The sequence below is a fragment of the Nonomuraea sp. NPDC049158 genome (assembly GCF_040648335.1).
Classification (GTDB): Bacteria; Actinomycetota; Actinomycetes; order Streptosporangiales; family Streptosporangiaceae; genus Nonomuraea.
Map to the genome: position 1 here is coordinate 13,722 of NZ_JBEZDM010000006.1, position 23,474 is coordinate 37,195.

General features: G+C 69.4%; 24 protein-coding genes and 1 pseudogene. 7 read left to right on the forward strand and 18 right to left on the reverse strand.

What is annotated here, in order from left to right:
* Window positions 1-111: 111 nt before the first annotated feature.
* Both AB0B61_RS15075 and pdxH read right to left on the reverse strand, forming a co-directional pair.
* Complete coding sequence (locus AB0B61_RS15075; RefSeq protein WP_358431940.1) at window positions 112-1,347, reverse strand: MFS transporter; 1,236 nt, start codon at window positions 1,345-1,347, stop codon at window positions 112-114.
* Between the two features lie 10 nt (window positions 1,348-1,357).
* Window positions 1,358-2,011, reverse strand: a complete 654-nt coding sequence (gene pdxH / locus AB0B61_RS15080; RefSeq protein ID WP_225294082.1) for a pyridoxamine 5'-phosphate oxidase — start codon at window positions 2,009-2,011, stop codon at window positions 1,358-1,360.
* 176 nt (window positions 2,012-2,187) lie between these two features.
* Here pdxH and AB0B61_RS15085 point away from each other — a divergent pair, with 176 nt between their 5' ends.
* Window positions 2,188-3,294 carry a citrate synthase 2 gene (locus AB0B61_RS15085; protein ID WP_214643257.1) on the forward strand — a complete coding sequence of 369 codons (1,107 nt, stop codon included), beginning with the start codon at window positions 2,188-2,190 and terminating at the stop codon, window positions 3,292-3,294.
* Window positions 3,295-3,353: 59 nt separating this feature from the next.
* On the opposite strand, the gene AB0B61_RS15090 is transcribed toward AB0B61_RS15085, so the two are convergent.
* Window positions 3,354-5,963 carry an ABC transporter substrate-binding protein gene (locus AB0B61_RS15090; protein ID WP_358431941.1) on the reverse strand — a complete coding sequence of 870 codons (2,610 nt, stop codon included), beginning with the start codon at window positions 5,961-5,963 and terminating at the stop codon, window positions 3,354-3,356.
* A 128-nt stretch (window positions 5,964-6,091) separates the two neighbouring features.
* Between AB0B61_RS15090 and serC the strand changes: the two genes are divergently transcribed.
* Window positions 6,092-7,201: a phosphoserine transaminase gene (gene serC / locus AB0B61_RS15095; protein WP_225294087.1), complete on the forward strand. Its 1,110-nt coding sequence runs from the start codon at window positions 6,092-6,094 to the stop codon at window positions 7,199-7,201.
* Window positions 7,202-7,231: 30 nt separating this feature from the next.
* Here serC and AB0B61_RS15100 read toward each other — a convergent pair whose 3' ends face one another.
* Complete coding sequence (locus AB0B61_RS15100; protein WP_358431942.1) at window positions 7,232-7,606, reverse strand: BlaI/MecI/CopY family transcriptional regulator; 375 nt, start codon at window positions 7,604-7,606, stop codon at window positions 7,232-7,234.
* Window positions 7,607-7,739: 133 nt separating this feature from the next.
* On the opposite strand from AB0B61_RS15100, the gene AB0B61_RS15105 reads away from it, so the two are divergent.
* Window positions 7,740-8,276 carry a TIGR00645 family protein gene (locus AB0B61_RS15105; RefSeq protein ID WP_358431943.1) on the forward strand — a complete coding sequence of 179 codons (537 nt, stop codon included), beginning with the start codon at window positions 7,740-7,742 and terminating at the stop codon, window positions 8,274-8,276.
* A gap of 125 nt (window positions 8,277-8,401) precedes the next feature.
* Here the strand turns inward: AB0B61_RS15105 and AB0B61_RS15110 are convergent, their stop codons facing one another.
* From AB0B61_RS15110 to AB0B61_RS15160, 11 genes are all read right to left on the reverse strand, one after another.
* Window positions 8,402-8,953: an EF-hand domain-containing protein gene (locus tag AB0B61_RS15110; protein ID WP_358431944.1), complete on the reverse strand. Its 552-nt coding sequence runs from the start codon at window positions 8,951-8,953 to the stop codon at window positions 8,402-8,404.
* A 113-nt stretch (window positions 8,954-9,066) separates the two neighbouring features.
* Window positions 9,067-9,999: a hypothetical protein gene (locus AB0B61_RS15115; protein ID WP_358431945.1), complete on the reverse strand. Its 933-nt coding sequence runs from the start codon at window positions 9,997-9,999 to the stop codon at window positions 9,067-9,069.
* Complete coding sequence (locus AB0B61_RS15120) at window positions 9,996-10,529, reverse strand: RNA polymerase sigma factor (protein WP_358431946.1); 534 nt, start codon at window positions 10,527-10,529, stop codon at window positions 9,996-9,998. Before AB0B61_RS15120 ends, AB0B61_RS15115 begins: the two co-directional genes overlap by 4 nt.
* 105 nt (window positions 10,530-10,634) lie before the next feature.
* Window positions 10,635-11,249, reverse strand: a complete 615-nt coding sequence (locus tag AB0B61_RS15125) for a rhomboid family intramembrane serine protease (RefSeq protein WP_358431947.1) — start codon at window positions 11,247-11,249, stop codon at window positions 10,635-10,637.
* 102 nt (window positions 11,250-11,351) lie between these two features.
* Complete coding sequence (locus tag AB0B61_RS15130) at window positions 11,352-12,116, reverse strand: crotonase/enoyl-CoA hydratase family protein (protein ID WP_358431948.1); 765 nt, start codon at window positions 12,114-12,116, stop codon at window positions 11,352-11,354.
* Between the two features lie 6 nt (window positions 12,117-12,122).
* Window positions 12,123-12,896, reverse strand: a complete 774-nt coding sequence (locus AB0B61_RS15135) for an SDR family NAD(P)-dependent oxidoreductase (RefSeq protein WP_358431949.1) — start codon at window positions 12,894-12,896, stop codon at window positions 12,123-12,125.
* A gap of 48 nt (window positions 12,897-12,944) precedes the next feature.
* Entirely contained in the window at window positions 12,945-13,283 is a 339-nt protein-coding gene (locus AB0B61_RS15140; protein ID WP_225294105.1) for an STAS domain-containing protein, read from the reverse strand.
* 110 nt (window positions 13,284-13,393) lie between these two features.
* Window positions 13,394-14,155: an ABC transporter ATP-binding protein gene (locus AB0B61_RS15145; protein WP_358431950.1), complete on the reverse strand. Its 762-nt coding sequence runs from the start codon at window positions 14,153-14,155 to the stop codon at window positions 13,394-13,396.
* Window positions 14,152-14,925: a cobalt ECF transporter T component CbiQ gene (cbiQ, locus tag AB0B61_RS15150; RefSeq protein ID WP_358431951.1), complete on the reverse strand. Its 774-nt coding sequence runs from the start codon at window positions 14,923-14,925 to the stop codon at window positions 14,152-14,154. The genes AB0B61_RS15145 and cbiQ overlap by 4 nt, the downstream gene beginning before the upstream one ends.
* 30 nt (window positions 14,926-14,955) lie before the next feature.
* Window positions 14,956-16,002, reverse strand: coding sequence for an energy-coupling factor ABC transporter permease (locus AB0B61_RS15155; RefSeq protein WP_358431952.1), 1,047 nt, complete (start codon window positions 16,000-16,002; stop codon window positions 14,956-14,958).
* Window positions 16,003-16,078: 76 nt separating this feature from the next.
* Complete coding sequence (locus tag AB0B61_RS15160) at window positions 16,079-17,905, reverse strand: glycosyltransferase family 2 protein (protein ID WP_358431953.1); 1,827 nt, start codon at window positions 17,903-17,905, stop codon at window positions 16,079-16,081.
* Window positions 17,906-18,239: 334 nt separating this feature from the next.
* Between AB0B61_RS15160 and AB0B61_RS15165 the strand changes: the two genes are divergently transcribed.
* The gene (locus tag AB0B61_RS15165; protein WP_358431954.1) at window positions 18,240-18,581 is read left to right on the forward strand and encodes a hypothetical protein; all 342 of its coding nucleotides are present in this window, start codon (window positions 18,240-18,242) and stop codon (window positions 18,579-18,581) included.
* 17 nt (window positions 18,582-18,598) lie between these two features.
* Window positions 18,599-18,733: pseudogene (locus tag AB0B61_RS15170) on the forward strand (ClpX C4-type zinc finger protein); the annotation flags it as partial.
* A 505-nt stretch (window positions 18,734-19,238) separates the two neighbouring features.
* Here the strand turns inward: AB0B61_RS15170 and AB0B61_RS15175 are convergent.
* Window positions 19,239-19,772 carry a CHRD domain-containing protein gene (locus AB0B61_RS15175; protein ID WP_358431955.1) on the reverse strand — a complete coding sequence of 178 codons (534 nt, stop codon included), beginning with the start codon at window positions 19,770-19,772 and terminating at the stop codon, window positions 19,239-19,241.
* 160 nt (window positions 19,773-19,932) lie between these two features.
* Here AB0B61_RS15175 and AB0B61_RS15180 point away from each other — a divergent pair, with 160 nt between their 5' ends.
* Entirely contained in the window at window positions 19,933-20,859 is a 927-nt protein-coding gene (locus AB0B61_RS15180) for a D-2-hydroxyacid dehydrogenase family protein (protein ID WP_358431956.1), read from the forward strand.
* A 55-nt stretch (window positions 20,860-20,914) separates the two neighbouring features.
* Here AB0B61_RS15180 and AB0B61_RS15185 read toward each other — a convergent pair whose 3' ends face one another.
* Entirely contained in the window at window positions 20,915-21,484 is a 570-nt protein-coding gene (locus AB0B61_RS15185; protein ID WP_358431957.1) for a CGNR zinc finger domain-containing protein, read from the reverse strand.
* A 70-nt stretch (window positions 21,485-21,554) separates the two neighbouring features.
* On the opposite strand from AB0B61_RS15185, the gene AB0B61_RS15190 reads away from it, so the two are divergent.
* The gene (locus tag AB0B61_RS15190) at window positions 21,555-22,322 is read left to right on the forward strand and encodes a class I SAM-dependent methyltransferase (protein WP_358431958.1); all 768 of its coding nucleotides are present in this window, start codon (window positions 21,555-21,557) and stop codon (window positions 22,320-22,322) included.
* Window positions 22,323-22,349: 27 nt separating this feature from the next.
* Here AB0B61_RS15190 and AB0B61_RS15195 read toward each other — a convergent pair whose 3' ends face one another.
* On the reverse strand, window positions 22,350-23,450 hold the full coding sequence (locus AB0B61_RS15195; protein ID WP_358431959.1) for a 5-methyltetrahydropteroyltriglutamate--homocysteine S-methyltransferase: 1,101 nt from the start codon (window positions 23,448-23,450) through the stop codon (window positions 22,350-22,352).
* Window positions 23,451-23,474 lie beyond the last annotated feature (24 nt).

Sequence of the window (23,474 nt, forward strand, 5' to 3'; positions counted from 1 at the left end):
CGGCGACGGGGCCACAGAAGTCACTCGGCACCCTATGGGGAGAACGACCGGCGAGGGTGACGCTCCCAACAACCGAGCACGCTGATTACTTCCCGATCGTGAGGAAACCGGCTAACCAGCCCGGTAGTTCCGGAAGCTCGGCACCGACAGTCCGACGATCAGGACCGCGACGGCGCACGCCAGCCCGCCGCCCACCCACGCCCACGTCATCCCGAACCACACGGCGGTCAACCCGGCCCGCAGGTCGCCCAGGCGCGGCCCGCCCGCCACGACCACCATGAACGCCCCCTGCATCCGCCCGCGCATCTCGTCGGGAGCGTGCAACTGCAGGATGGACTGCCGCCAGACCGACGAGACCATGTCGGCCACGCCGCCGACGGCCATCAGCACGACCATGAGCCAGAGCTGCTGGGCTAACCCGGCCGCGGCCACGCTGAGCCCCCAGAGCGCGATCGTGACCGTCAGCGCCACCCCCTGGCGGCGTACGCGGCCCAGCCAGCCGGAGCCGAGCGCGCCGAGCACCGCGCCGATGGCCATGCCGGCCGACAGCCAGCCGAGCGCGATCGGCGAGCCGTCGAAGCGCTCGGACACGGCCTGCGGGATCAGCGCCCTGGGCAGCGCGAACACCATCGCGATGATGTCCACGACGAACGACATCAGCAGGACCGGCCCGGTCGCGATGTAGCGCAGCCCGTCGATCACCGAGCGCCAGCCGGGCCGCTGGATCTCGCCCATGGGGAGCAGCTGGGGCAGCCGGATCGAGGCGTACAGGCTGGCCGTGAAGAGCACCGCGTCGATCCCGTACGCCAGCGCGTAGCCCTGCCAGGCCAGCAGCACGCCCGCGATCATCGGCCCGACGATCGCGCCGAACCCGAAGACCAGCGAGTTGAGCGCGTTGGCGGCGGGCACCAGCTCGGCGGGCAGGATCCTCGGGATGATCGCGCCGCGGGCGGGCGAGGTCATCGCGAACCCCGTCGCGCTCACGGCCGAGGCGAGCAGCAGCAGGTAGACGTTGCCCAGGCCGAGGAGGGCCTGGGCCAGGATGAAGAGCGTCGCGCCCCAGGAGATGAGCGAGCTGGTGATCAGCAGCCGGCGCCGGTCGACCGCGTCGGCGAACGCCCCGCCCCACAGCCCGAACACCAGGAGCGGGAGCAGGTTGGCCAGCCCCAGCAGGCCGACCCAGAACGAGGACTGAGTGAGGTCCCAAACCTGCTTGCTGACCGCGACGACGGTCACGCCGATGCCGATGTTGGCGATGGCCTGACCGGACCAGAGGCGTCGATAGGTGGGAACGGCCAGCGGCCGTATGTCTATGAGATGACGCTTGACCAGCTCGCCGATTGCCACTTAAGGCACATTAAGGGGCGAGTCTCTCCAGAACCCATCCGGGGCGCGTTCGCCGGTATCGCAGCCTGTCATGCATCCTGTCAAGCTGCCCCTGCCAGAACTCCACCTCCAGCGGGCTGACCCGGAACCCGCCCCAGAAGTCGGGCACGGGCGGATGCTCCGGCCACCGGGCGGCGAGCTCGTCGTAGCGGGCGTCCAGCTCCTCCCTGGACCGCACGACCGCGGACTGGCGCGAGGCCCAGGCCCCGATCCGCGAGCCGTACGGCCTGGAGTTGAAGTAGTCGGCCGACTCCTCGTGCGAGAGCCGCACCACCGTGCCCTCGATCCGCACCTGGCGGCGGATCGGGTGCCAGGGGAACAGCAGCGACGCGCGGGCGTTCTCGGCCAGGTCGCGGCCCTTGCGCGACTCGTAGTTGGTGTAGAAGACGAACCCCTGCTCGTCATAGCCCTTCAGCAGGACGGTCCTGGCGCTCGGCCGGCCACCGGCCGAGGCCGTGGCCAGCACCATGGCGTTCGGTTCCGGCAGGCCGGCCGTGAGCGCCTCCTGGAACCAGGTGGCGAATTGGGTGATCGGATCGGCGGAGAGATCGGCTTCGAGCAGCGGCTCGCCCTCATACGTACGGCGAAGCCCCGCCAGCGCGGGCGGGCGCGAGGTGGCATCCACGAGACGGTATTCTTGCGCGCTTGGTGGCAGATCCCACACAACACTCCCTACCAGCGGCTTTCGCGTTCCGGCGGGTCCGGAGACCGACCACGGGCGGGTAGGGGGTTAAATTGACCCGCCGGTATCTCGACATCAAGGCATTGCCGCAACATGGCAAGAAAGGGAGGCGGCCGAGAATGTCCGACTTCAAACCCGGCCTCGAGGGCGTTGTAGCTTTCGAGACCGAGATCGCGGAACCGGACAAAGAAGGGGGCGCCCTTCGCTACCGGGGTGTCGACATCGAGGAGTTGGTCGGCCGTGTCCCCTTCGGGCACGTCTGGGGCCTGCTGGTCGACAACAAGTTCCAGCCGGGCCTGCCCCCGGCGGAGCCGTACCCCATTCCTGTCCACTCAGGTGACATCCGCGTAGACGTACAGAGCGCGCTGGCCATGCTGGCCCCGGCCTACGGCTTCAAGGCGCTCCTCGACATCAGTGACGAGGAGGCCCGCGACCAGCTCGCGCGCGCCTCCGTGATGGCGCTGTCCTTCGTGGCGCAGTCGGCGCGCGGCCTCGGCCTGCCGATGGTGCCGCAGAGCCGCGTCGACGAGGCCAAGACCATCGTCGAACGGTTCATGGTCCGCTGGCGTGGCGAGCCCGACCCCAACCACGTCAAGGCCATCGACGCCTACTGGACCTCGGCCGCCGAGCACGGCATGAACGCCTCCACGTTCACCGCCAGGGTCATCGCCTCCACCGGCGCCGACGTGGCGGCCGCGCTCTCCGGTGCCGTCGGCGCCATGTCCGGCCCGCTGCACGGCGGTGCTCCGGCCCGGGTGCTGCACATGATCGAAGGCGTCGAGCACCTGGGCGACGCCAAGAAGTACGTGCAGAGCGAGCTCGACAAGGGCAGCCGGCTGATGGGCTTCGGCCATCGCGTCTACCGTGCCGAGGACCCGCGCGCGCGGGTGCTGCGCCGTACCGCCAAGGAGCTCAACGCGCCTCGTTACGAGGTCGCCGCCGCTCTGGAGCAGGCCGCGCTGGAAGAGCTGCACGCGCGCAAGCCCGACCGGGTGCTCGCCACGAACGTCGAGTACTGGGCGGCCGTGGTGCTGGACTTCGCCGAGGTGCCCTCGCACATGTTCACCTCGATGTTCACCTGCGCCCGCACGGCCGGCTGGGCCGCGCACATCCTGGAGCAGAAGCTCACGGGCCGTCTGGTCCGCCCGAGCGCCAAGTACATCGGCCCGGCGTCGCGTCCGCTCAGCGACGTCCCCGGCGCCTCCGAGGTCGTCGGCACCATCTGACGTCTCGATCCCGCTGTTCGTACGGCTGCCGCGTTCTGACGCGGCAGCCGTACTTCATTTCATTGAGGCGCGGTGTCGGGCAGGCCGGCGCACACGGCGTCCTTCGGCGGCGGCTCGCTGACATCCAGTGAGCCACAGCGGACCACCGGCTTCGGGTTACCCGCCCGCGCCACGTCCACCTTCATGATCGCGATGGCCTTGCCGGCCGGAGCGTGCAGATCGGCGGAGCCGAAGTCGATCTTCCCGCTGGAGCCGTTCCAGACCCTCCTGGTCAGCCGGTACAGGATGTCGCCCCGGCTGGGCAGGCCGCCGCCCTCCTGCGCGCCGGCCCGGTAGGCGGTACTGGCCGCCTGGTAGAGCACGTTGGCCGCGTCGAAGGTCAGGATGAGGTTGTCGTCGGAGGACTTCGCGTGCGCGCCCGCGAGCAGGCCGCTGATGAAGGCGGTCTGCTTGGTGGCGCTCTGGTTCCACACCGCCCGGTGCGCCAGCGCGACGTAGTAGACCTCCATCTGCTTCATGTGGGCTATCTCACCGGCGTGGCCGGCCATCGCCCTGACGACGTCGTCGCCCGCGAGCACCTTCGCGTCCTTGCAGCCGCTGCCCTCCACCGAGGTCAGGAAGCCGAGGAACTCCGAAGCCCGCCCGGCATAGAGGAAGACGTCCGGCTTGAGGCCACAGGCCGCCACAGCGGCCTCCTGGATGCCGCCCGACTCGACGTTGTAGTCCTTCGGCTCCTTGACGGTGATGCCCTGCGCCTTCAGCGCGGTCTCGAAGTCGTCGGCCAGGTTCTTCGTGTACTGGTCGGTGATCGACTCGTCCTGGACGATGACCGCGACCGGCTTGTCCACGTCTGCGAGCAGCATGTGCCGGGCGAACCGCGCGCCCAGCGTCGCCTCACGGAAGTTGGTCGGCCCCATCTGGAAGTAGTAGGGGGACGGCTGGCCGGGCTGCTTGCCGTCGGCGGAGTCGCCGACGTAGCCGATCCGGTCCGCCGTCGCCGTGGTCGCCACCATCGGGATCTTCGCCAGGTGCAACTCCTCGATCGCCTGGCTGACGCCCTCCACGCTGCGCGGCAGGCCGATCACGCCCATCACGTGCGGATCCTGCGCGGCCAGTTCGGTGATGAGCTGCGCCGTCCGGCGGCCGTGGCCGAAGTTGTCGCCGGCGTTGGCGAGCAGCACCCGCAGCCGGGGCGTGGTGCTGGCGGTCCGCTGCTGCTCCTCCACCGCTTCCAGCTCGGACACGGCGGCCGACAGCCGGGTGTCGTTCGCCTCGGTCTTCGTGATCGAGAACTCGCCGAACAGGACCACGCTGACGTACCGTCCCGAGCCGAGGGCGTAGCCGTTGTTCGCGTCGATCTTCTTGACCAGCTCCTTCACGGCGCCGTCGAAGAGGTCGTCCGGCGTGGCGCCGGTGGCGTTCACGATGCCGACGCACTCGGCGCCGATCCGCTCCGCCCACTGCAGACCGCCGCAGTGCGCGACCCTGTCCCGCTGCATCCAGACGACCAGGGCGAACGGCAGGACCAGCAGCAGCCCGATGGCCGTCCAGTAGGCCAGGGCCCGCTTCCTGCGCGGCAGCACCGGCGGATACGCCCCCAGGGCGGGCACCTCCGCGGCCTCGATGCCGATCCGCAGGTCGGGGACGCGGAGCCGGGCCGCGGCCCGCCACCGCCCGACGACCTCGGGCAGCTCGTCCAGCTCCGCGGTCCCGATCGGCGGTCCGGGCGGGACGGAGGACACAGCCGCCAGCACGACCATCGGCGGCAGCAACCCGGTCTTCTTGGTGGTCTCCTCCACGAGTCGCAGGAACCGGGCGTTGACCCCGTCGGGATCGACGACCTGGATCAGCAGCAGGGCGTACAGACCTCTGCCCCAGCTCGGCCACGGGATGATCCACTTCTTGTACGCCTCGCGCAGATCCCGCATCAGCGCGTGCACCAATAACCGCTCGATGGCCTCGTCGTCGGCGTTGGCCAGGCGCAGCGCGTACGGGGTGGGCCGTTCGAACCGCTTGCGCCGTACGTACGGCTGCTTGCGCAGCCAGCCGGTGAACAGCGTCCCCCTGATCGAGAAGAAGGCCTGGCCGGTGGTGCCGAGCGCGGCCACCAGCAGGCCGAGCACCCACGGGGCGAGGCCGACGAGGTCGGCGGGGCCGTTGAACCACCAGACGGCCAGCGTGCCGACCGGCACCCAGGTCGTCGCGGCGCGCGCCAGGAAGTCGGCCGAGGTCCTGCGACCCCGGTCGCTGTCGCGGCTGCTCCGCTGCCACTCCTTGAGCCGTTCCTTGAACGCCCGGTAGCCCGTGTGGGAGTGCGGATCCGGCGGCCAGCTTCCGGCGGCGTCCGGCGGCGGCAGGTCCCGCTGCTCCCTGGCCCACAGCACGAACTGCGCGAGCGGGAAGCGCGGCGGCGGCAACAGCGACCCGCCCACCGGCTTGCCCAGCTGGCCGTGCTCCCCCGCCAGAGCCTTCACCAGCTCCTGGACCGTCCCGTACTCGCCCTCCTTGACGTGGGCGCAGGGCACGGAGTCCTGGAACGGCTCGGCGAGCACCTCGACCGCGGCGAGCGCCTCAGGGCCCGTCACGAGCACCGTGGGCAGCGGCGGGTCGGCCCGCCAGAACGCCGGCCGGCGAATCAACGCTTCGACGACACTCCGCAGATCGGCCACCCGGACTCCTCCAGCCGGACCTCACCCCGTGTTGCCGGTCCAACGAATGATCGAGGGAAATGGTTCATCCTTTCTCAGGATCCGGACCCGGGTCCAGGCAACCTCGGCGGGTAAGTACCCTTGGTCAGGTGGCTGACATCGTGATTCCCGCTGACATCAAGCCCGTCGACGGCCGCTTCGGCTGCGGGCCCTCGAAGGTTCGCACCGAGCAACTGGCCGCGCTCGCCGCCTCGGGCGCGAGCGTCATGGGCACCTCGCACCGCCAGAAGCCGGTCAAGAACCTGGTCGGCCGCGTACGCGCCGGCCTCGCCGACCTGTTCTCGCTCCCCGAGGGCTATCAGGTCGTGCTGGGCAACGGCGGCACCACCGCGTTCTGGGACATCGCCTCCTTCGGGCTCATCCGGGAGCGGTCCCAGCACCTGTCGTTCGGCGAGTTCTCCTCGAAGTTCGCCACCGTCGCCAAGAAGGCGCCCTGGCTGGGCGAGCCGACGGTGATCAAGTCCGAGGTGGGCACCTACCCGGCTGCCGCGGCCGAGGACGGCGTCGACGTCTACGCGCTCACCCACAACGAGACCTCGACCGGCGTCGCCATGCCGATCAAGCGAGTCGGCTCCGACGACTCCCTGGTGCTCGTGGACGCCACCTCCGGCGCGGGCGGCCTGCCCGTGTCCATCGAGGAGACCGACGTCTACTACTTCGCCCCGCAGAAGAGCTTCGCCTCCGACGGCGGCCTGTGGATCGCGCTCATGTCGCCGCGCGCCCTGGCCAGGGTCGAGGAGATCGCGGCCACCGACCGCTACGTGCCCGAGTTCTTCAGCCTGCCGGTCGCGATCGACAACTCCGGCAAGGACCAGACCTACAACACCCCGTCGGTGGCGACGCTGTTCCTGCTGGCCGACCAGCTCGACTGGATGAACGGCAACGGCGGCCTGGCCTGGACCACCGCCCGCACCGCCGACTCCGCCCAGCGCCTCTACACCTGGGCCGACAAGACCTCTTACACCACGCCGTTCGCGGCTCCCGAGTTCCGCTCGCAGGTGGTCGGCACGATCGACTTCTCCGACGACGTGGACGCGGCGGCCGTGGCCAAGGCGCTGCGCGCCAACGGCATCGTCGACACCGAGCCCTACCGCAAGCTCGGCCGCAACCAGCTGCGCGTCGCGATGTTCCCGGCCATCGACCCGGCCGACGTCGAGGCGCTGACGGTCTGCATCGACTACGTGGTCGAGCGTCTCTAATCCATCACGTGGTCGAGCGTCTTTGACCCGTCACGTGGTCGAGCGTCTTCGACCCGTACGGCGCGACAGCTCGTCCAGCAGGGCCAGGGCGTCCTCCTCCTCGACGCTCTGCGCGAACCTCGCCAGCACCGGCAGCCGGTCGGTGCTGGCCGCCAGCGCCTCCAGCATGAGCCGCGTGACGTGCTCGTCCCTGGAGTAGGCGGCCGCGTACTTGAAGGCGTTTCGGTACGGCGTGCGGACGAGCAGCCCCTTCTTCACCAGCCGTTCGGCGACGGTCTGCACCGTGGTGTAGGCGAGCTCGCGCACCTCGTTGAGCGTGGCGAGCAGCTCGCGCACCCGCATCGGCTTACCGGCGTCCCACAGCACGTCCATGATCGCGCGCTCCAGGGATCCCAGGTTCGCCAACTGACCAACCCTCCGGCTCGGTGAGTTAGGAAACATTCTTCCCTAAAAAGCCCGCGCGCGACCAGGGTTGATCTTCCTTTCCGCCCAGGCGTGCCGACATATCCTCATGTGACAGGGGTTATACCGGATGAGTATGAGCAGGCGGCCCAAAGGCCTGGGCTACCTGATGTTCGCCAGCCGCTGGCTGCAGGTCCCCCTCTACCTGGGCCTCATCGTGGCCCAGGGGGTGTACGTCTGGCAGTTCATGGTCGAGCTCTGGCACCTGATCGAAGGCGTCCTCCACGGTGGTGACACCGACATGGAAGTCACGGTCATGCTGTCCGTGCTGGGCCTCATCGACGTGGTGATGATCTCCAACCTGCTCATCATGGTCATCGTCGGGGGTTATGAGACGTTCGTCTCACGCATCAACCTCAACGAGCACCCCGACGAGCCGGAGTGGCTGTCCCACGTCAACGCGAACGTCCTCAAGGTCAAGCTGGCCACGGCCATCGTGGGCATCTCGTCGGTGCACCTGCTGCAGACGTTCATCAAGGCCCAGGTGATCCCGGACAGCAAGATGATGTGGCAGACGATCATCCACCTGGCCTTCGTCCTGTCGGCCATCGGGCTGGCGCTGATAGATCGCCTGCTGTCCTCCTCCCCGGCGGAGCGGGTGCACAGCTCCTAGTGCCGCCTCGGCCCCTGTGACGGTCCGTCGTGGCAGGGTTCCTCGGGAGGGGTACCCCTTCGGGGGAGCGGATGCCCGTTGCCACGACGGTGCTGGCCATCATGAGGGTCAGGGTCTGGCCGGGGTCACCGGTTGTGGCCGCCCAGCACCCACGCGCTCGCGTCATCGGCTGATCCGGGCGCGTAGATGCCCTGCAAGGCAGCCGCGTACTCCTCGCGGGAGATGCTCCCGTCGCTGTCGGTGTCGATGCGGTCGAAGAAGCCGTTGGCCGTCTCGGCGGACTCGCCGACCGCCTCGTAAAGGCGGGCGAACTCCGGCCGCGAGATCGCGCCGCTCCCGTCGGCGTCGGCGGCGTCGAACACCGCGTCGATGACGGGCCTCAGACCGTTGTCGTAGTAGTGGGGATCCTCCGCCACGCCCGTCTGGACGAGGGCGACGTACTCCTCGCAGCTCACCCTGCCGTCCTCGTCGGTGTCGGCGCGGCGGATCTGCTCCCACCATGCCCGGTAGGCCGCCCGCAGCTTCGCGTGCGCGGGCGTGTCCGGGTCGAGCGCGAGCGTGGCGCACACCTGATCGGCGAAGTGCTCGAAGTCGGCGGCCTCGATGTATCCGCTGCCGTTGGCGTCGATGACGGCGAACATGGCCCTGAGGTTGGCTTCGGCCAGAGGATTCGACAAGGGGAGACTCCCTTCGTGGAAACTTTACGTAATCATTCCACTACGGAGGGTCTAGTGTCGAGATGTGGCCGACCGCCGATCAGAGTGCCCCACAGGATCGAGTAGCAGGCGGTCTACTCGCCGGTTACCGGGTTCTTCGGGAGGTGTTTCTCCGTGACCAACAGCCTCACCGTGCCGACCTGCACGGGCTCGGCGGCCCAGACGTACCAGCGCTCGCCGACCTTGGCCGACTGATCCCGGATCGTGCCGAAGCCGTTGCCGTCCGGGTTCGGCTCGATGATCCGAAAGACCACCCGCAGCCCCCGTCGGCGCGCCTCGGCCGCGACCTTGCCCACGGTCCGCCCGTCGGCGTCGTAGCCTTCGAGCATCTCGCCCTTCTTGCCGGCCTTCGCCTGGGCCTGGTACTTCTCCCCGGGCTTGGCCGGTCGGCCCAGGTAGAAAGTGCCTCGGCCCTTGAAGCCCTTGCTCACCGTGACGGCGAGGAAGCAGCCTTCGTGGCCCAGCGCGCATCCGTCCGGTTCCAGGCCGCCGCTGAGCTTGTCGGCCTCGGTGGTGCCGGCGAATCCGTAGCGCACCACGTCGCCCACCCGGGTGGGCGAGGCGGGGATCAGCTCCATGCCGATGTCGAGCCCCATCGCCTGGAACGCCTTGGCGTACAGGGAGTGGTCGGCGAACGGGTCCTTGATCCTGGCGATGTACTCGTCGCCCCGCAGCTCGATGTCGATGGCCGCGTTCGCGTACGAGGTGGCGGTGCCCGCGCCCCGCTCCAGCAGGACAGGCCCCATGACGGCGGCGGTGGCGAGTGCGGCGGTGGTGACCAGCCCCGCGAACAGGCGGCGGGCTCGGCGCGATCTCGGCGCCCGGCGCCCAGCGGCTGCGGTTACGGTTGCGATTGCCAGGCCTGGCTTCTCCTCGACGATGGTCGCCAGCAGCGCCCGGGCCCCCGCACCGGACGCCTGCCCGGCCAACTGCTCGTCCTTGACCCTGGCGAGTTCGCCGACCCTGGCGAGTTCACTGGCCCTGGCCGGTTCGCTCAACTCGTTCATCTGGACTCCACGGGGAGACGGTTGACGGAGATGCCCGCGCCGGCCAGCGCCTTGGAGAAGCGCTTGCGCGCGCGATGGAGCCGGATGCGTACGGCGTTGCGCGAGCAGTCGAGGACCTTGGCGAGCTGGGCGTGGTCCAGCCCTTCCCAGGCGACCAGCGACAGCAGCTCGCGATCGTCGTCGTGCAGCTCCTTGAACGCCTGCGCGATCGCGCCCAGCTCGACGCTGCCCTCGGGCGAGTGGGCGTAGAGGTCGGCGATGTCGGCGTCGAGCTCCACGCTCCTGGACCACCGCCTGGCCTGGCCGCGCCGCTGGTTGGCCAGGACGTTCCTGGCGATGCCGTACAGCCAGAGCCTGGCCTCCGCGTGGGGCGGCAGGGCGTCGACGCGGCGCCAGGCGATGGCGAACGTCTCGGCGACCGCGTCCGCCGCGTCCTCGGGAGAGTCACAGCGGCGCAGGGCGTATCCGAGAATCGGCTCGTATGTCTGGGCATACACGGCCTCGAACCGGCGTCTTCGGTCGTCATCCACCGGCGGTTCCCATGGTGGCCTCCTCATGCGGGGTTATGGACACCCCTTACATGTCTGAGGCCGTATCGGCATTTCACCCCGATTTTGCGAGGGGTGAGTGCCGTCCTACGCCACTTCGCGCTTACGGCGCAGCAGCCAGGCGGCGACGACGCCGCCCACCAGGCCGAACAGGTGGCCCTGCCAGGAGATGCCCTGCTGGTTGGGCAGCAGGCCCCACAGGATCGAGTAGTAGGCGATCCCCACGCCGATCCCGATGACGATGTCGAAGACGCGCCGGTCGAATATCCCGCGCGCCAGGACGTACCCGAAATATCCGAACACCAGGCCGCTCGCGCCCACCGTGATCGTGTCGGGGCTGGTGAACCAGGTGCCGATACCGCCGATCACGATGATCAGCAGGCTCGCCGCGAAGAATCGGCCGAGCCCGCGCAACGCCGCCAGGAAGCCCAGGATCAGCAGCGGCAGCGAGTTGGCCATCAGGTGCCCGAAGCCCACATGCAGGAACGGGGCGAAGAAGATGCCCACGAGTCCCGAGGGGTCCCAGCCGACGATGCCGAACTCGCGATCCAGGCTGCCGTTCGTCGTGTAGTCGACGACCTCGACGGCCCACATCACGGCCAGCATCACGACCATGACGAAGGTCGCGCTCAGGGCGCCGGCGAGGAGGGTGCCCGCGCCGCGCTTGGCCGACTCGTACGCGGACCTCGAATAGTCGCTCATGAGCCCCTCCCGCTAGACCTTTCCTTCTTTACCGTACGCAGAAGAAGTTATGCGCGCGCTAAGAAACCCCCTCCCAAAAAGGGGAGGGGGTCGGGAAAAGGACTACTCGCCCTTCCACTGGGGGGCGCGCTTCTCGGCGAAGGCCGCCGCGCCCTCCATCGCGTCCTTCGAGCTGAACACCGGGCTGATGATGCCGCCCTGCTTGGCGAACATCTCCTCCAGCGACCAGTCCTGCGACTCGATGATCACTTGCTTGGTCGCCGCGAGGGCCAGCGGGGCGTTGGCGGCGATCTTGCGGGCCAGCTCCAGCGCCCCGTCCAGCGCCTCGCCCGCCGGGGTGATCCGGTTGACCAGCCCCAGCTCGTACAGGCGCGAGGCCGGGTAGTGAGCGCCGGTCAGGGCGATCTCCATGGCGACGTGGTACGGGATCCGGCGCGGCAGCCGCATGATGCCGCCCGCGCCCGCCACAAGGCCCCGCCTGGGCTCCGGCAGGCCGAAGGTGGACTCCGACGACGCCACGATCACGTCGCACGACAGCGCGAGCTCGAAGCCGCCCGCGAGCGCGTAGCCCTCGACCGCCGCCACGATCGGCTTCTTGGGCGGCGACTCGGTCAGGCCGCCGAAGCCGCGGCCCTCGACCACGGGAAAGTCACCGGACAGGAAGCCCTTGAGGTCCATGCCCGCCGAGAAGTAGCCACCCGCCCCGGTCAGGACGTAGGCGGAGATGTCGGGGCGAGCCTCCAGCGCGTCGACGGCTGCCGCGATGCCGCGGGCCACCGCGCCGTTGATGGCGTTGCGCGCGGCGGGCCGGTTGATCGTGATCACGGCGACGCCGTCGGACTCTTCGACGAGCACTTCGTCAGACACGTGACCTCACTTGGGCTGGAAGCGGATGCCGCCGTCGAAGCGGACGACCTCGGCGTTCATGTAGTCGTTCTCGATCAGGGACCTGATCAGGTGCGCGAACTCGTCGGCCCGCCCCATGCGCTTCGGGAACACCACCGGCGCCACCAGCTTGGCCTTGAACTCCTCGGAGTTGGGCGAGAAGCCGTAGATCGGGGTGTCGATGATCCCCGGGCAGATGGTGTTCACCCGTACGCCGATGGCCGCCAGGTCACGCGCGGCGGGCACGGTCATGCCCACGATGCCGCCCTTGGAGGCCGAGTAGGCCAGCTGCCCGGTCTGACCCTCCAGCGCCGCGACGGAGGCGGTGTTGATGACCACGCCCCGCTGCCCGTCGGCGTCCACCGGCTCGGTCTTGGCGATGGCCGCCGCGCCGATGCGCATGAGGTTGAACGTGCCGATCAGGTTGACCTCGATGACCTTGCGGTAGGAGGCGAGGTTGTGCGGGGCGCCGTCACGGTTGACGGTGCGCTCGGCCCAGCCGATTCCCGCGCTGTTCACCACGACGCGCAGCGGCTTGCCGGTGGCGACGGCCGCGTCGACCGCCGCTTGTACCTGCTCGTCGTCCGCCACGTCGGTCCGGGCGAAGACCCCACCGAGCTCGTCGGCGACGCTCTTGCCGCGTTCCTCGTTGAGGTCGGCGATGACCACCGTGGCGCCGTGGGCCGCGAGTTCGCGGGCCGTCGCCTCGCCGAGGCCGCTGGCCCCGCCGGAGATGATTGCTGCAGATCCGTTCACGTCCATAAGCCGGACCTTAACCCGCCAACCGAATGTAGTTCTACTCGGTGTGGGTTAAATCTCACCTACGGCCGTGTCGACATCGGAATATACCTTGATCCGCCGGTCAAGCCCGGTCGTACGCAGGATACGGGCCACCGGTGCCTGCGGCCCGGCCAGCGACACGCCGCCGCCCTCTCCCGTGGCCAGCCGCCATGCCTCGATGAGCACCGACAGCCCGCTGGAGTCCATGAACGACAACTGCTGGAGGTCGAGCACCAGCCAGGCGCCATCCTGTTTGATGGCGTCGCGCACCTCGTCGCGGAGGAACGGCGCCGTGAACAGGTCCAGCTCACCCTCAACGGCCACCACCACGGCATCGCCAAGGGCATGTCGCGCAAGCCGCAGCTTCATTTGGCCCCTCCTCGATGAGCCACTGTACTTCGACATCCCCGGGTACCGGGCATGCACAAACTCGGATCATCCGTATGTGAGGCTCGAAACAGGAAAATGACCTTCCTGGATCAGCCATGCTCCGCCGGCGCGGGGATGGCGAAGCCGTACGGGAGCTCCAGGCGGTGGCGAGCGAGCAGTTCGGCGTCGGCGAGCAGCTCGCGGGTGGGCCCGTCCGCGACGATCACGCCGTCGGAGAGGATCAGCGAGCGTTCACACAGCTCCAGCGCATACGGCAGGTCGTGGGTGACCATGAGCACGGTCACGTCGAGCGAGCGCAGGACCTCGGCCAGTTCCCTGCGGGCGGCCGGGTCGAGGTTGGACGACGGCTCGTCGAGCACCAGGATCTCCGGCTCCATCGCCAGCACGGTCGCCACCGCCACCCGCCGGCGCTGGCCGAACGACAGGTGGTGCGGCGGCCGGTCGATGACCTCCAGCATGCCGACCCGCTCCAGCGCGCCCTTGACCGCGCGCTCCAGCTCCGCGCCCGACACGCCCGAGTTGGCCGGGCCGAAGGCCACGTCGTCCCTGACCGTGGGCATGAAGAGCTGGTCGTCCGGGTCCTGGAAGACCAGGCCGACGCGCTGCCTGATCTCCTTGAGCGTGTCCTTGCGCACCGGCGTGCCGGCCACGCTCACCGAGCCGTGCCCGGCCGTGAGGATGCCGTTCAGGTGCATGACGAGGGTGGTCTTGCCGGCGCCGTTGGGGCCGAGCAGCGCGACGCGCTCGCCGCGCCGGATCGTGAAGTCCACGCCGAACAGGGCCTGCGTCCCGTCGGGGTAGGCGTAGGCGAGCCGGTTCACTTCGAGGGAGTTGACGGCCGGAGAGTTCACAGTGACAGTCCTTGTACGGCTGACAGTCCTAGTACGGCCAGAGCCATGCCTGGCAGCGCGAGGGCCGTGGCCCATTGCCCAACAGATCCCGAAATTTCGTCCATCATCGGCATCCGCCCGGAATAGCCGCGGCTGAGCATCGCGAGGTGCACCCGCTCACCCCGTTCGTACGAGCGGATGAACAGGGCGCCCGCCGACCGCGCGATCACCGGGATGTGCCGGAAATTTCGTGCTTCGAACCCACGAGACTCCCGCGCGACCCGCATCCGCCGCATCTCATCCATGATCACGTCCATGTAGCGGAGCATGAACATGGCGATCTGCACCAGCAGGCTGGGCAGCCGGAGCCGCTGGGCGCCGATGAGGATGACCCGCGGCTCGGTGGTGGCCGCCAGCAGGATCGAGGCGACCACTCCCAGCGTCGCCTTGGCCAGGATGTTCCACCCGGCCCAGAGCCCGGCCACGCTCAGCGAGACGCCCAGCACGCTCGTCCGCTCCCCCAGCCCGATCACCGGGATGAGGAAGGCGAACAGCACGAAGGGCAGCTCGACCACCATCCGCCGCAGCACGTACGTCAGCGGCACCCTGGCGGCCAGCGCGACGCCCGCGAGCAGGACCGCGTAGAGCCCGAAGGCCCAGAACCGCTCCCTCGGCGTCGCCACCACCACGATCGCGAAGGCGGCGACGGCCAGCAGCTTGCACTGCGGCGGGAGCCGGTGCACGACCGAGTCCCCTGCCAGGTAGAGCTGATGATGGTGCCCCGCGCCCACCCGACACTCACCGTCTCTCGTTCACTAGCCTCAGACCCGGGCCTTCTCGCGGCCACGGGCGGCATAGGCGACGCCCCCGGCGATGAGCAGCACGAGCCCGACCCCGATGATCCCGGCGACACCCACCGGGATGCCGCCCACATCACCGTAGTCGGCCAGCGCCCACGAGCCGAACACGTGGTGGGTGGCCTGGTCGAGGAATCCATGGTTCTCGGCGACCGCCTCCAGACCGTCGGGATTGGCGGAGGCGAAGAAGGACACGATCCCGGCCAGCACCAGCGTCAGGCCGAGGCCACCGAGCAGGAATGCCCGCAACGGGCTGCGGGTGGCCACCGGCTCCTCATCAGCACCCACCGTGACCGTCGTCCCCGCGGTCGCCCCCACAGTCGCCCCGGCCGTCGCCTCCTCAGCGCCCCTCAGCACGAGGGGCGTGGTCAGCCCGCGTGCGCCGTACACGAGGTCCGGCCGGACGGCCAGCACCGCGCCGACGGTCAGGGCCGTGATCACGCCTTCGCCGATGCCGATCAGCACGTGCACCCCGCCCATCGCGGCGGCCACCGCGGAGACCTCGATCGGCGCGGTGCCACCGACCCAGAACAGCGCCGAGAACACCAGAGCCGCCGACGGCACGGAGACCAGCGCGGCGAGGAAGGCGGCCACCGTCACCCCGCCCTTGCCCTTGGCGAGCCGCGCGACCAGCCGGAAGACGCCCCAGCCGACCAGCACGGTGACGATGCCCATGATGGTGATGTTGATCCCCAGCGCCGTGAGGCCGCCGTCGGCGAAGAACACGCACTGCACCAGCAGCACCACGGCCATACAGAGCACGCCCGTATAGGGCCCGACGAGGATCGCGGCCAGCGCCCCGCCGAGCAGATGCCCGCTGGTGCCCGCGGCGACGGGGAAGTTGAGCATCTGGACGGCGAAGATGAACGCGGCCACCAGCCCGGCCATCGGCGCGGTCCGGTCGTCGAGCTCGCGGCGCGCGCCGCGCAGACAGACCGCCAGCCCGGCGGCGGCGACCGCTCCGGCGGACACGGATACGGCCGCGTCGAAGAAGCCATCGGGTACGTGCACGGCAAAGCCCTTCGTCAAGCGGTGTCGCAACATGCCTACTTTAGGACATCGTCTTGCACCTGCACATAGATGGCAATTAGCGGAGAATTCTGCGGAAGGCCGTACGGGTGGTCATCTTGAGCACCACCGTGCTCAGCCGCCCCTTGCCCGACGTCGCGTACGGGCGCACGCTGCGCAGCATGGCACCACCGCGCAACCTGCCCCACAGCCGGCGCGGCGCGGCGACGGTCTGGGCGTCGGTCTCGATCCGGAACCTCGCGGGCGGCCCACCCAGCTCGACCTCCAGATAGGCGTCCCAGATGCCCGGCGCGAACTTGCCCATCGCGGGCCGGGCCGCGAACCCGCCGCCCGGCAGCGCGACCACCCGCTCGGCCCGCTCGTTGCCCGTACGCCGCTCGCGCCAGACCAGCCGGGTGATCGCCGATGCCGCCGGGATCACGCCCACGACCGTGACCTCGCCGTCAATGAGCAGCCGCCGCCCGAGCGTCCAGCGCGTCCGGTGGATCCTGGCCCGGCCCGGCACCGTCATCAGGTGCCCGCCGACGTCGATGCTGAGGTTGCCGTTGTCCTTGGTGAAGTACGGCAGCGCCACCACGGCGCCGATGAGCCGGGGCGCCGGCCGGGTGACGCAGCCGTCGCGGTCGGCGCCGAGCCGGCCGTATCGGACCACGCCCTCCATCTCGACGGCCACCCGCAGGTCCCAGATGCCGGAGTCGAGCGCGGCCACATCGACGCTGGCGACGAACGCGGCGCCCTCGCGCTCGGCGGGCACGATCAGCTCCTGCCCGCGCACGTTGCGGGCGCGCAGCACGAGCGCGACCCCGTCGTGCTCCGGCATGCCGTCGAGCCCTGCCACCCCGGTCACGACCAGCCGGTTCGCCTCCCAGCGCAGGCCGGTCAGCCGGCGGTTCACGGCGGCACCCTCGATCTGGGCCAGCCGCACCAGGCGGTGGATGTCGCCGAGCGCGGCGATCCGCTGCTGGTCGGTCCGGCTGAGCCGGGCGTAGACGCCGGGCGTCAGCCATCGGTCGCAGAGGGCGGCCACCTCCTGCGCGATCTCCTTGCGCTGCACCTCGTCCGACTTCAGGAACGGCACGCCGAGCTGCTCGAAGACGTCGAGCCTGAAGTGCCGGCGGAGCAGGTGGTCGCGCAGCGGCCCGGGCGGGACGTGCTCGGTCATGAGCTGGATCGGCCCGCGGATCATGCCGAGCCAGCCGCGGGGGTCCCGGCTGCCCGGCTGCTGCATGATGCTGCTGCCGTCGGCCCTGGCGACCAGGTGGTAGCAGTCGTAGTCGGCCACCACGGAGATCACCTTGGCGTGGCAGTAGGCGTGCACGGTGAAGTGGATGTCCTCACCGACCAGCATGCCCTCGCCGAACTTGATGCCGTGACTGACCAGCATCTCCCTGCGGAACAGCTTGAAGCAGCTCAGGCTGTTGTAGACGGTGCTGTCACCGAGGTCGGCCCGCTCGGCGCCGCGGTGGAACATCGACATCGGAGCGCGCCTGCCGTGCCCGACGACCTTGCCCAGCACGATGTCGGAGCCGTTGCGGTCGGCCATGGCGACCATGCGTTCGAGCGCCTCGGGGCCCAGGTAGTCGTCGGCGTCGCAGAAGAAGACATAGCGGCCGGTGGCGTGCTCGATGCCGATGTTGCGCGGCCGTCCGGCGCCGCCCGAGGCGGCGATGCTGACGACCTTGACGTTGCCCTTGTGGTAGGTGGCGTAGAGGTCGAGCAGTTCGTCGCTGCCGTCGGTCGATCCGTCGTCGACGACGATGATCTCTTTCCTGATCCGCTGAACCAGCGCGGCGGTGAGGCACCGGTCCAGGTATTCACGGCAGTTGTGGGCCGGGATGATGACGCTGACGTCCACCGCGTCCTCGTCGCCGTTCGATGTCGCCATAGCCACAACGCGCCCCTCAGCCGCCGTCACATACCGCAGTCACGTCGTTTCAGTATGTGATGACGACCGGGCGTCGCGTGGCCGATCTCGCCTCTTCCTCCACACCTTTTCCCCAGACAGAAGATTCGCGGCACTCATCGCATAAGCGCAGGTGAAACCGCCAATCAGCACAATCCGACAGGACCGAACGGGGTTCAGGGAAGCTGTTTTCCCACCCGGGAGGAGAGAACCTCCCCCTGGGGGAGGATGCCGTACCCCCACGCGCCGACAGGTGATCCACGGGACGGGATGGCGCGTCTACAGTGAGGCAACCTTGACCGGGGAGGTGGCGAGAGTGGGATCCGATCTTCGCGGGCCCAGGGCGACCGGCTCGGCCGTACACGATGCGGAGTTCATCGTCTCCTCAGCGCGACTGGGAGAGCTGCATGAATGCTCCGCTCTGCTCCGCCGCACGCGGATCCGGGCGGAAGAGATCGTGGACGAGGCGCGAGCGCTGCTCGCCGAGGCCGAGGCACAGGGCGACCATGAGCGGATCGTCATCCGCGGCGCCCAGCTCGACGAGGCGCGACAGGCGTACTGCAAGGTGCTGAACGCGTACGTGACGATCTGCCGCCGGATCAACGAGGAGCGGCAGGAGATCATGCAGGCGCTCGCGGGCTTGTCAGGCGTTACCTGACGCGTTACTGTCAGGCCATGCCTGACTGGATGGACAACCTGCGCTGCTCGTTCTGTCACAAGAGCAGCGCTGACGTGGCCAAGCTCATCGCCGGACCCGGTGTACACATCTGCAACGAATGTGTGGGTCTGTGCGCCGACATCCTCAAGGAAGTGGGGCTCGACTCCTCCCCCGAGCCCCGCCTGCCCATGTGGGAGACCATGAGCGAGGACCAGATCCTCGATCATCTCCACAAGATCGTCGCCGTGCAGGTCCAGGTCGACGACAATCTGCACGAGTGGGTACGACACCTCCGCACCAGGAACGTCAGCTGGGAGCGCATCGGCGCCTCGCTCGGCATGACGCGGCAGTCCGCCTGGGAACGGTTCAGGGAATGATCGGTAAACCCCTGTGACTTGTGGGGCGTCCTTGATGCCAGGGAGGCCCACCATGCAAGTCCTCGATGGCCTCGCGGCGCCCGATCTGGCCGAGCTCCACCTGGAGCTGATCCTCATCGCGGCGTTGCATGAGGAGGCTGAAAGCCTGTCCACCCGATGAACGGGCTCCAGCTCCCCGATCGCACCGGGGAGCTGGAGCAGGGGTCAGTATCTCATCGACCCGCTCGATCTGATCCGGGGAGCGGGCCTCAGCAGGTCCCCACCCCACCGGGAACCGGCTTCAGCGAGTCGCGGAACCGCCGCCCCCGCCGGGGAGCTGGCCACGGATGGCGCCGTCGGGATATTTCGCGTTGTGCACGTTGACGTAGTACCGATCCGGCGACTTGACGATGCCGTGCAGCTCGTTCTGGGTCAGGACGAGCGCGGCGTTCGAGCCGCTCTGGCCCTTGGCCGCCTTGATGCAGCCTCTCGCGGGGCCCTTGGTCGGGGCCTTCAGGGTGACGGTGATCGGGCCTGCCGCGCCCCTCTTGCCCTTGTGGATGTGGGCGGCCGTGGCGGGCAGGATGCGGTCGGCGGCGATGGTGTAGCAGAGCGTCTCGCCCTTCACCTGGTAGGTGAAGGCGCCATGCCCGTCCGGATCACCTGGACCCGGCACCTCCTGCCGGCCGGTCATGACGACGCGTTGCCCGCGGTCGGCGGCGCCGGCGGGGCTCGCGGTGGCGCCCTGGCTCGCGCCGGCGGGACCCGGGAGGGCTGCGAGGCCGGTGATGAGGGCTGCCGTGGTGAGGGTGGCGACTGCCAAGGGTCTGCTCATGGGATGTGGTCCTCTCCCATCACACTTCAGGACACTCTGCCGCTCTTGCGTGGCGATATTTCGAGGCCGCGAAGTATGGGTGAAGCGGCTTGACGGTAAGCACCTGTGCCTGCCGGAGACAGCGCCGGTAATATCCGCATTTATGCTGCGCTGTGCCGTATTGGATGACTATCAGGATATCGCACTCGGCCTCGCCGACTGGTCCCCGGTACGGGCGACGAGCTTTCGCGAGCACTTCGCCACGCAGGACGACCTGGTGCGGGCCGTCCACGACCACGAGATCCTGGTGATCATGCGGGAGCGCACGCCGTTCCCCGCCGAGCTCTTCGCCCGGCTGCCGAACCTGCGCCTGCTCATCACGACCGGCATGCGCAACGCCTCCATCGACCTCGACGCCGCCCGCGCCCACGGCGTCACGGTCTGCGGCACCGCCGGCAGCTCGGCGCCGCCCACCGAGCTCACCTGGGCCCTCATCCTGGGCCTGGCCCGCCACCTGATCCCCGAGGCCACCGCGCTGCGGGCGGGCGGCCCCTGGCAGCACACGATCGGCCTGGACCTGCGCGGCAGCACCCTCGGCCTGCTCGGCCTCGGCAAGATCGGCTCCCAGATGGCCGCCATCGGCCGCGCCTTCGGCATGGACGTGGTCGCCTGGAGCCGCAACCTCACCGCCGACCGGGCGGCCGAGCTGGGCGTACGGTACGCGGCCACGAAGGAGGCGCTCCTGGCCGAGTCGGACATCGTGTCGATCCACCTCGTCCTCGGCGACCGGACCCGCGGGCTGATCGGCGTTCCGGAGCTGGCGCTGATGCGTCGCACGGCGTACCTCGTCAACACCTCGCGGGCGGCCATCGTGGACCAGGCCGCCCTGATCGAGGCGCTGACGGAGGGCCGCATCGCCGGCGCCGGGCTGGACGTCTTCGACGAGGAACCGCTTCCGGCCGACCACCCGCTGCGCACGCTGCCGAACGTCCTGGCCACGCCGCACCTCGGCTATGTCACCCAGGGCAACTACCGCACGTACTTCCAGGAGGCCGTGGCCGACATCGAGGCATTCCTGGCGGGCGCTCCGGTCCGGCTACTGACGTAACCCCGGTCCTCGGGGCACTCCGATCCGGCTGCTCACATAAACGCGGTCCAGCTGCTCACGTGGCCTTTCCCCGTGCCCGGAAGGCCGCGGTCTTGACCCGGTTCTGGCAGGCGGTCGAGCAGAAGCGGCGCGTGCCGTTGCGCGACACGTCCACGTAGACCCGGTCGCAGTGCGGCGCCGTGCACACGCCGAGCCGGTCGAAGAACTCGCCGCCGAGCACGATCGCGAGCCCGGTGGCGCAACTCGCCGCCCAGTCACCGGCCAGGGTGCCGCCCGTCCCGTGGAAGTGGAGATGCCACGGCTCGCCGTCGTGCCGTTGGAGCGTCGGCCGGGCGTGCGACTCCTCCAGCAGGCTGTTGACCTGCGTCGCCGCCGTGTCGATGTCGTCCGCCGCGACGGCCTCGAAGACCACGCGCAGGCGCGCCGCGATCTCGGCGTACGCGCCGCCCTCCTCCTCGGTGACCTCGGGATGCGTGGAGTAGACGGTACGGAGCACGTCCGTGGCGGCGGCCCCGAGATCGTCCGGCGCCGGCCAGGGCCGCCCCCGGCTCTCACCAGGGGTCAGCACATTGACCACCGCCACGGCGACTCGGACGACCGCGTCCGTGTGACTGTTGAAATCCACTTGACCAGTTACATCCAATGCTTTAGCTTGTGACTGTCTAAAGCTTAAACGAGGGTCACAAGGAGACGACGTGCTCACTCACGAGATCGCACTCGACTGGATCGCGCGCTGGGACCGGCAGCAGGAGGGCTACCTGCCCGACCGCGAGGAGCGCTTCACCGCGTTGATCGACGCCGTCGAGGCGCTGGGCCGCCCTGACCCGCTGGTCATCGACCTGGGCTGCGGGCCGGGCTCGCTGTCCGCCCGCCTCCTGGAGCGGCTGCCCAAGGCCACGGTGATCCCGGTCGACGCCGACCCGCTGCTGCTCGGCCTCGGCCGGGCCGCGTACCCGCGCCTTGGCTTCGTCGACCTCGACCTGCGTACACCTGGCTGGACAGACGCGCTGTCCCTGGACCGCCCGGCCGACGTCGCGGTGAGCACCACCGCGCTGCACTGGCTCGCCGTGCCTGAGCTCCGGAAGTTGTACGCCGATCTGGTCTCCGTGCTGCGGCCGGGCGGGCTGCTCCTCAACGGCGACCACTTCGACTCCGACGACGACGCCACGCCGGCCATCGCCCGGCTCGAACGCGCCGTGCACGACCGCCACACCGACCGGGTGTTCGCCGACGGCCGGCCCGAGGACTGGCGGCAGTGGTGGGACTCGATCGCCGCCGAGCCCGCCTTCGCCGAGCTCAACGACGCCCGTACCGCTCGCACCACCGCGGGCGCGAACCACAGCGGCACCGAGTCCGGCCTGCTGTCCCAGCACGTCGAGGCCCTGCGGGAGGCGGGCTTCGCCGAGGTCGGCACGCTCTGGCAACGCGGCAACAACCGCCTCCTCTGCGCCGTCCGCGCCTGACAGCCGTCCGCGCCTGACGGGGGTCTCCTAGCCCCATACCTCCCGCGCGGTCTCGGCGATCAGGGCCAACTTGGCGAACTGCTGGTCGGCGTCGAGCACGTTGCCCTCGACGGTGGAGGAGAAGCCGCACTGCGGGGACAGGCAGAGCTGGTCCAGGTCGATGAACTTGGCGGCCTCGTCGATGCGCCGCTTGAGCGCGTCCTTGGACTCCAGCTCGCCGCGCTTGGTGGTGACCAGGCCGAGCACCACCATCTTGCCCGGCGGTACGTAGCGCAGGGGTTCGAAGCCGCCCGAGCGCTCGTCGTCGAACTCCAGGAAGAACCCGTCCACCGCCAGCTCGCCGAACAGCGCCTCGGCCACGAAGTCGTAGGCCCCGGAGGCCGCCCAGGAGGAGCGGAAGTTGCCCCGGCACATGTGCGTGGTGATCGCCATGCCCTCGGGCTTGGCCGCGAGCGCGACGTTGATCTGCTTGATGTAGCGCAGGTGCATGTGCTCGGCGTCGTCGCCGCGTTCGGCGAGCTCGGCCCGCTGCGCCGGGTCGTTGAGGTAGGCCAGGCTGGTGTCGTCGAACTGCAGGTAGGTGCAGCCCAGCTCGCCGATCTTGCGCACCTGCTCGGCGTAGGCGGCGCTGAGGTCGCTCCAGAACTCCTCGACGTCGGGATAGACGTCCGGGTCGATGGAGGCGGGACCGCCCCGGTAGTGGACCATGCTGGGCGAGGGGATGGTCAGCTTGGGCACCGCCGTGGTCACGGTGTCGCGCAGGAACGTGAAGTGGTCGGCGAAGATCGGCTCGGTCAGCCGGATCTTGTCGTGCACCCGCATCGCGGCGGGGGTGTACTCGAGGTCGCCCTGCTCGTTGTGGAAGCGGACCGTGATGTGCTCGCCGGTGGCCTGGCCGATGCCGCCGAGCTGGTAGATGAAGTCCATGTGCCAGGAGGCCCGGCGGAACTCCCCGTCGGTCGCCGCCCGCAGGCCCAGCTCCTCCTGCCTGCGCACGACCTCACGGATCGCCTCGTCCTCCACCTCGCGCAGCGCCTCGCCGGTGAGACTCTCACGGGCGCTGAGCAGGGCGGGTGGCCGGAGCAGACTGCCGACGTGATCTGCGCGGAAAGGGGGTGAGGTGCGCATGTGGATCACCTTCTCTAGGCGTAC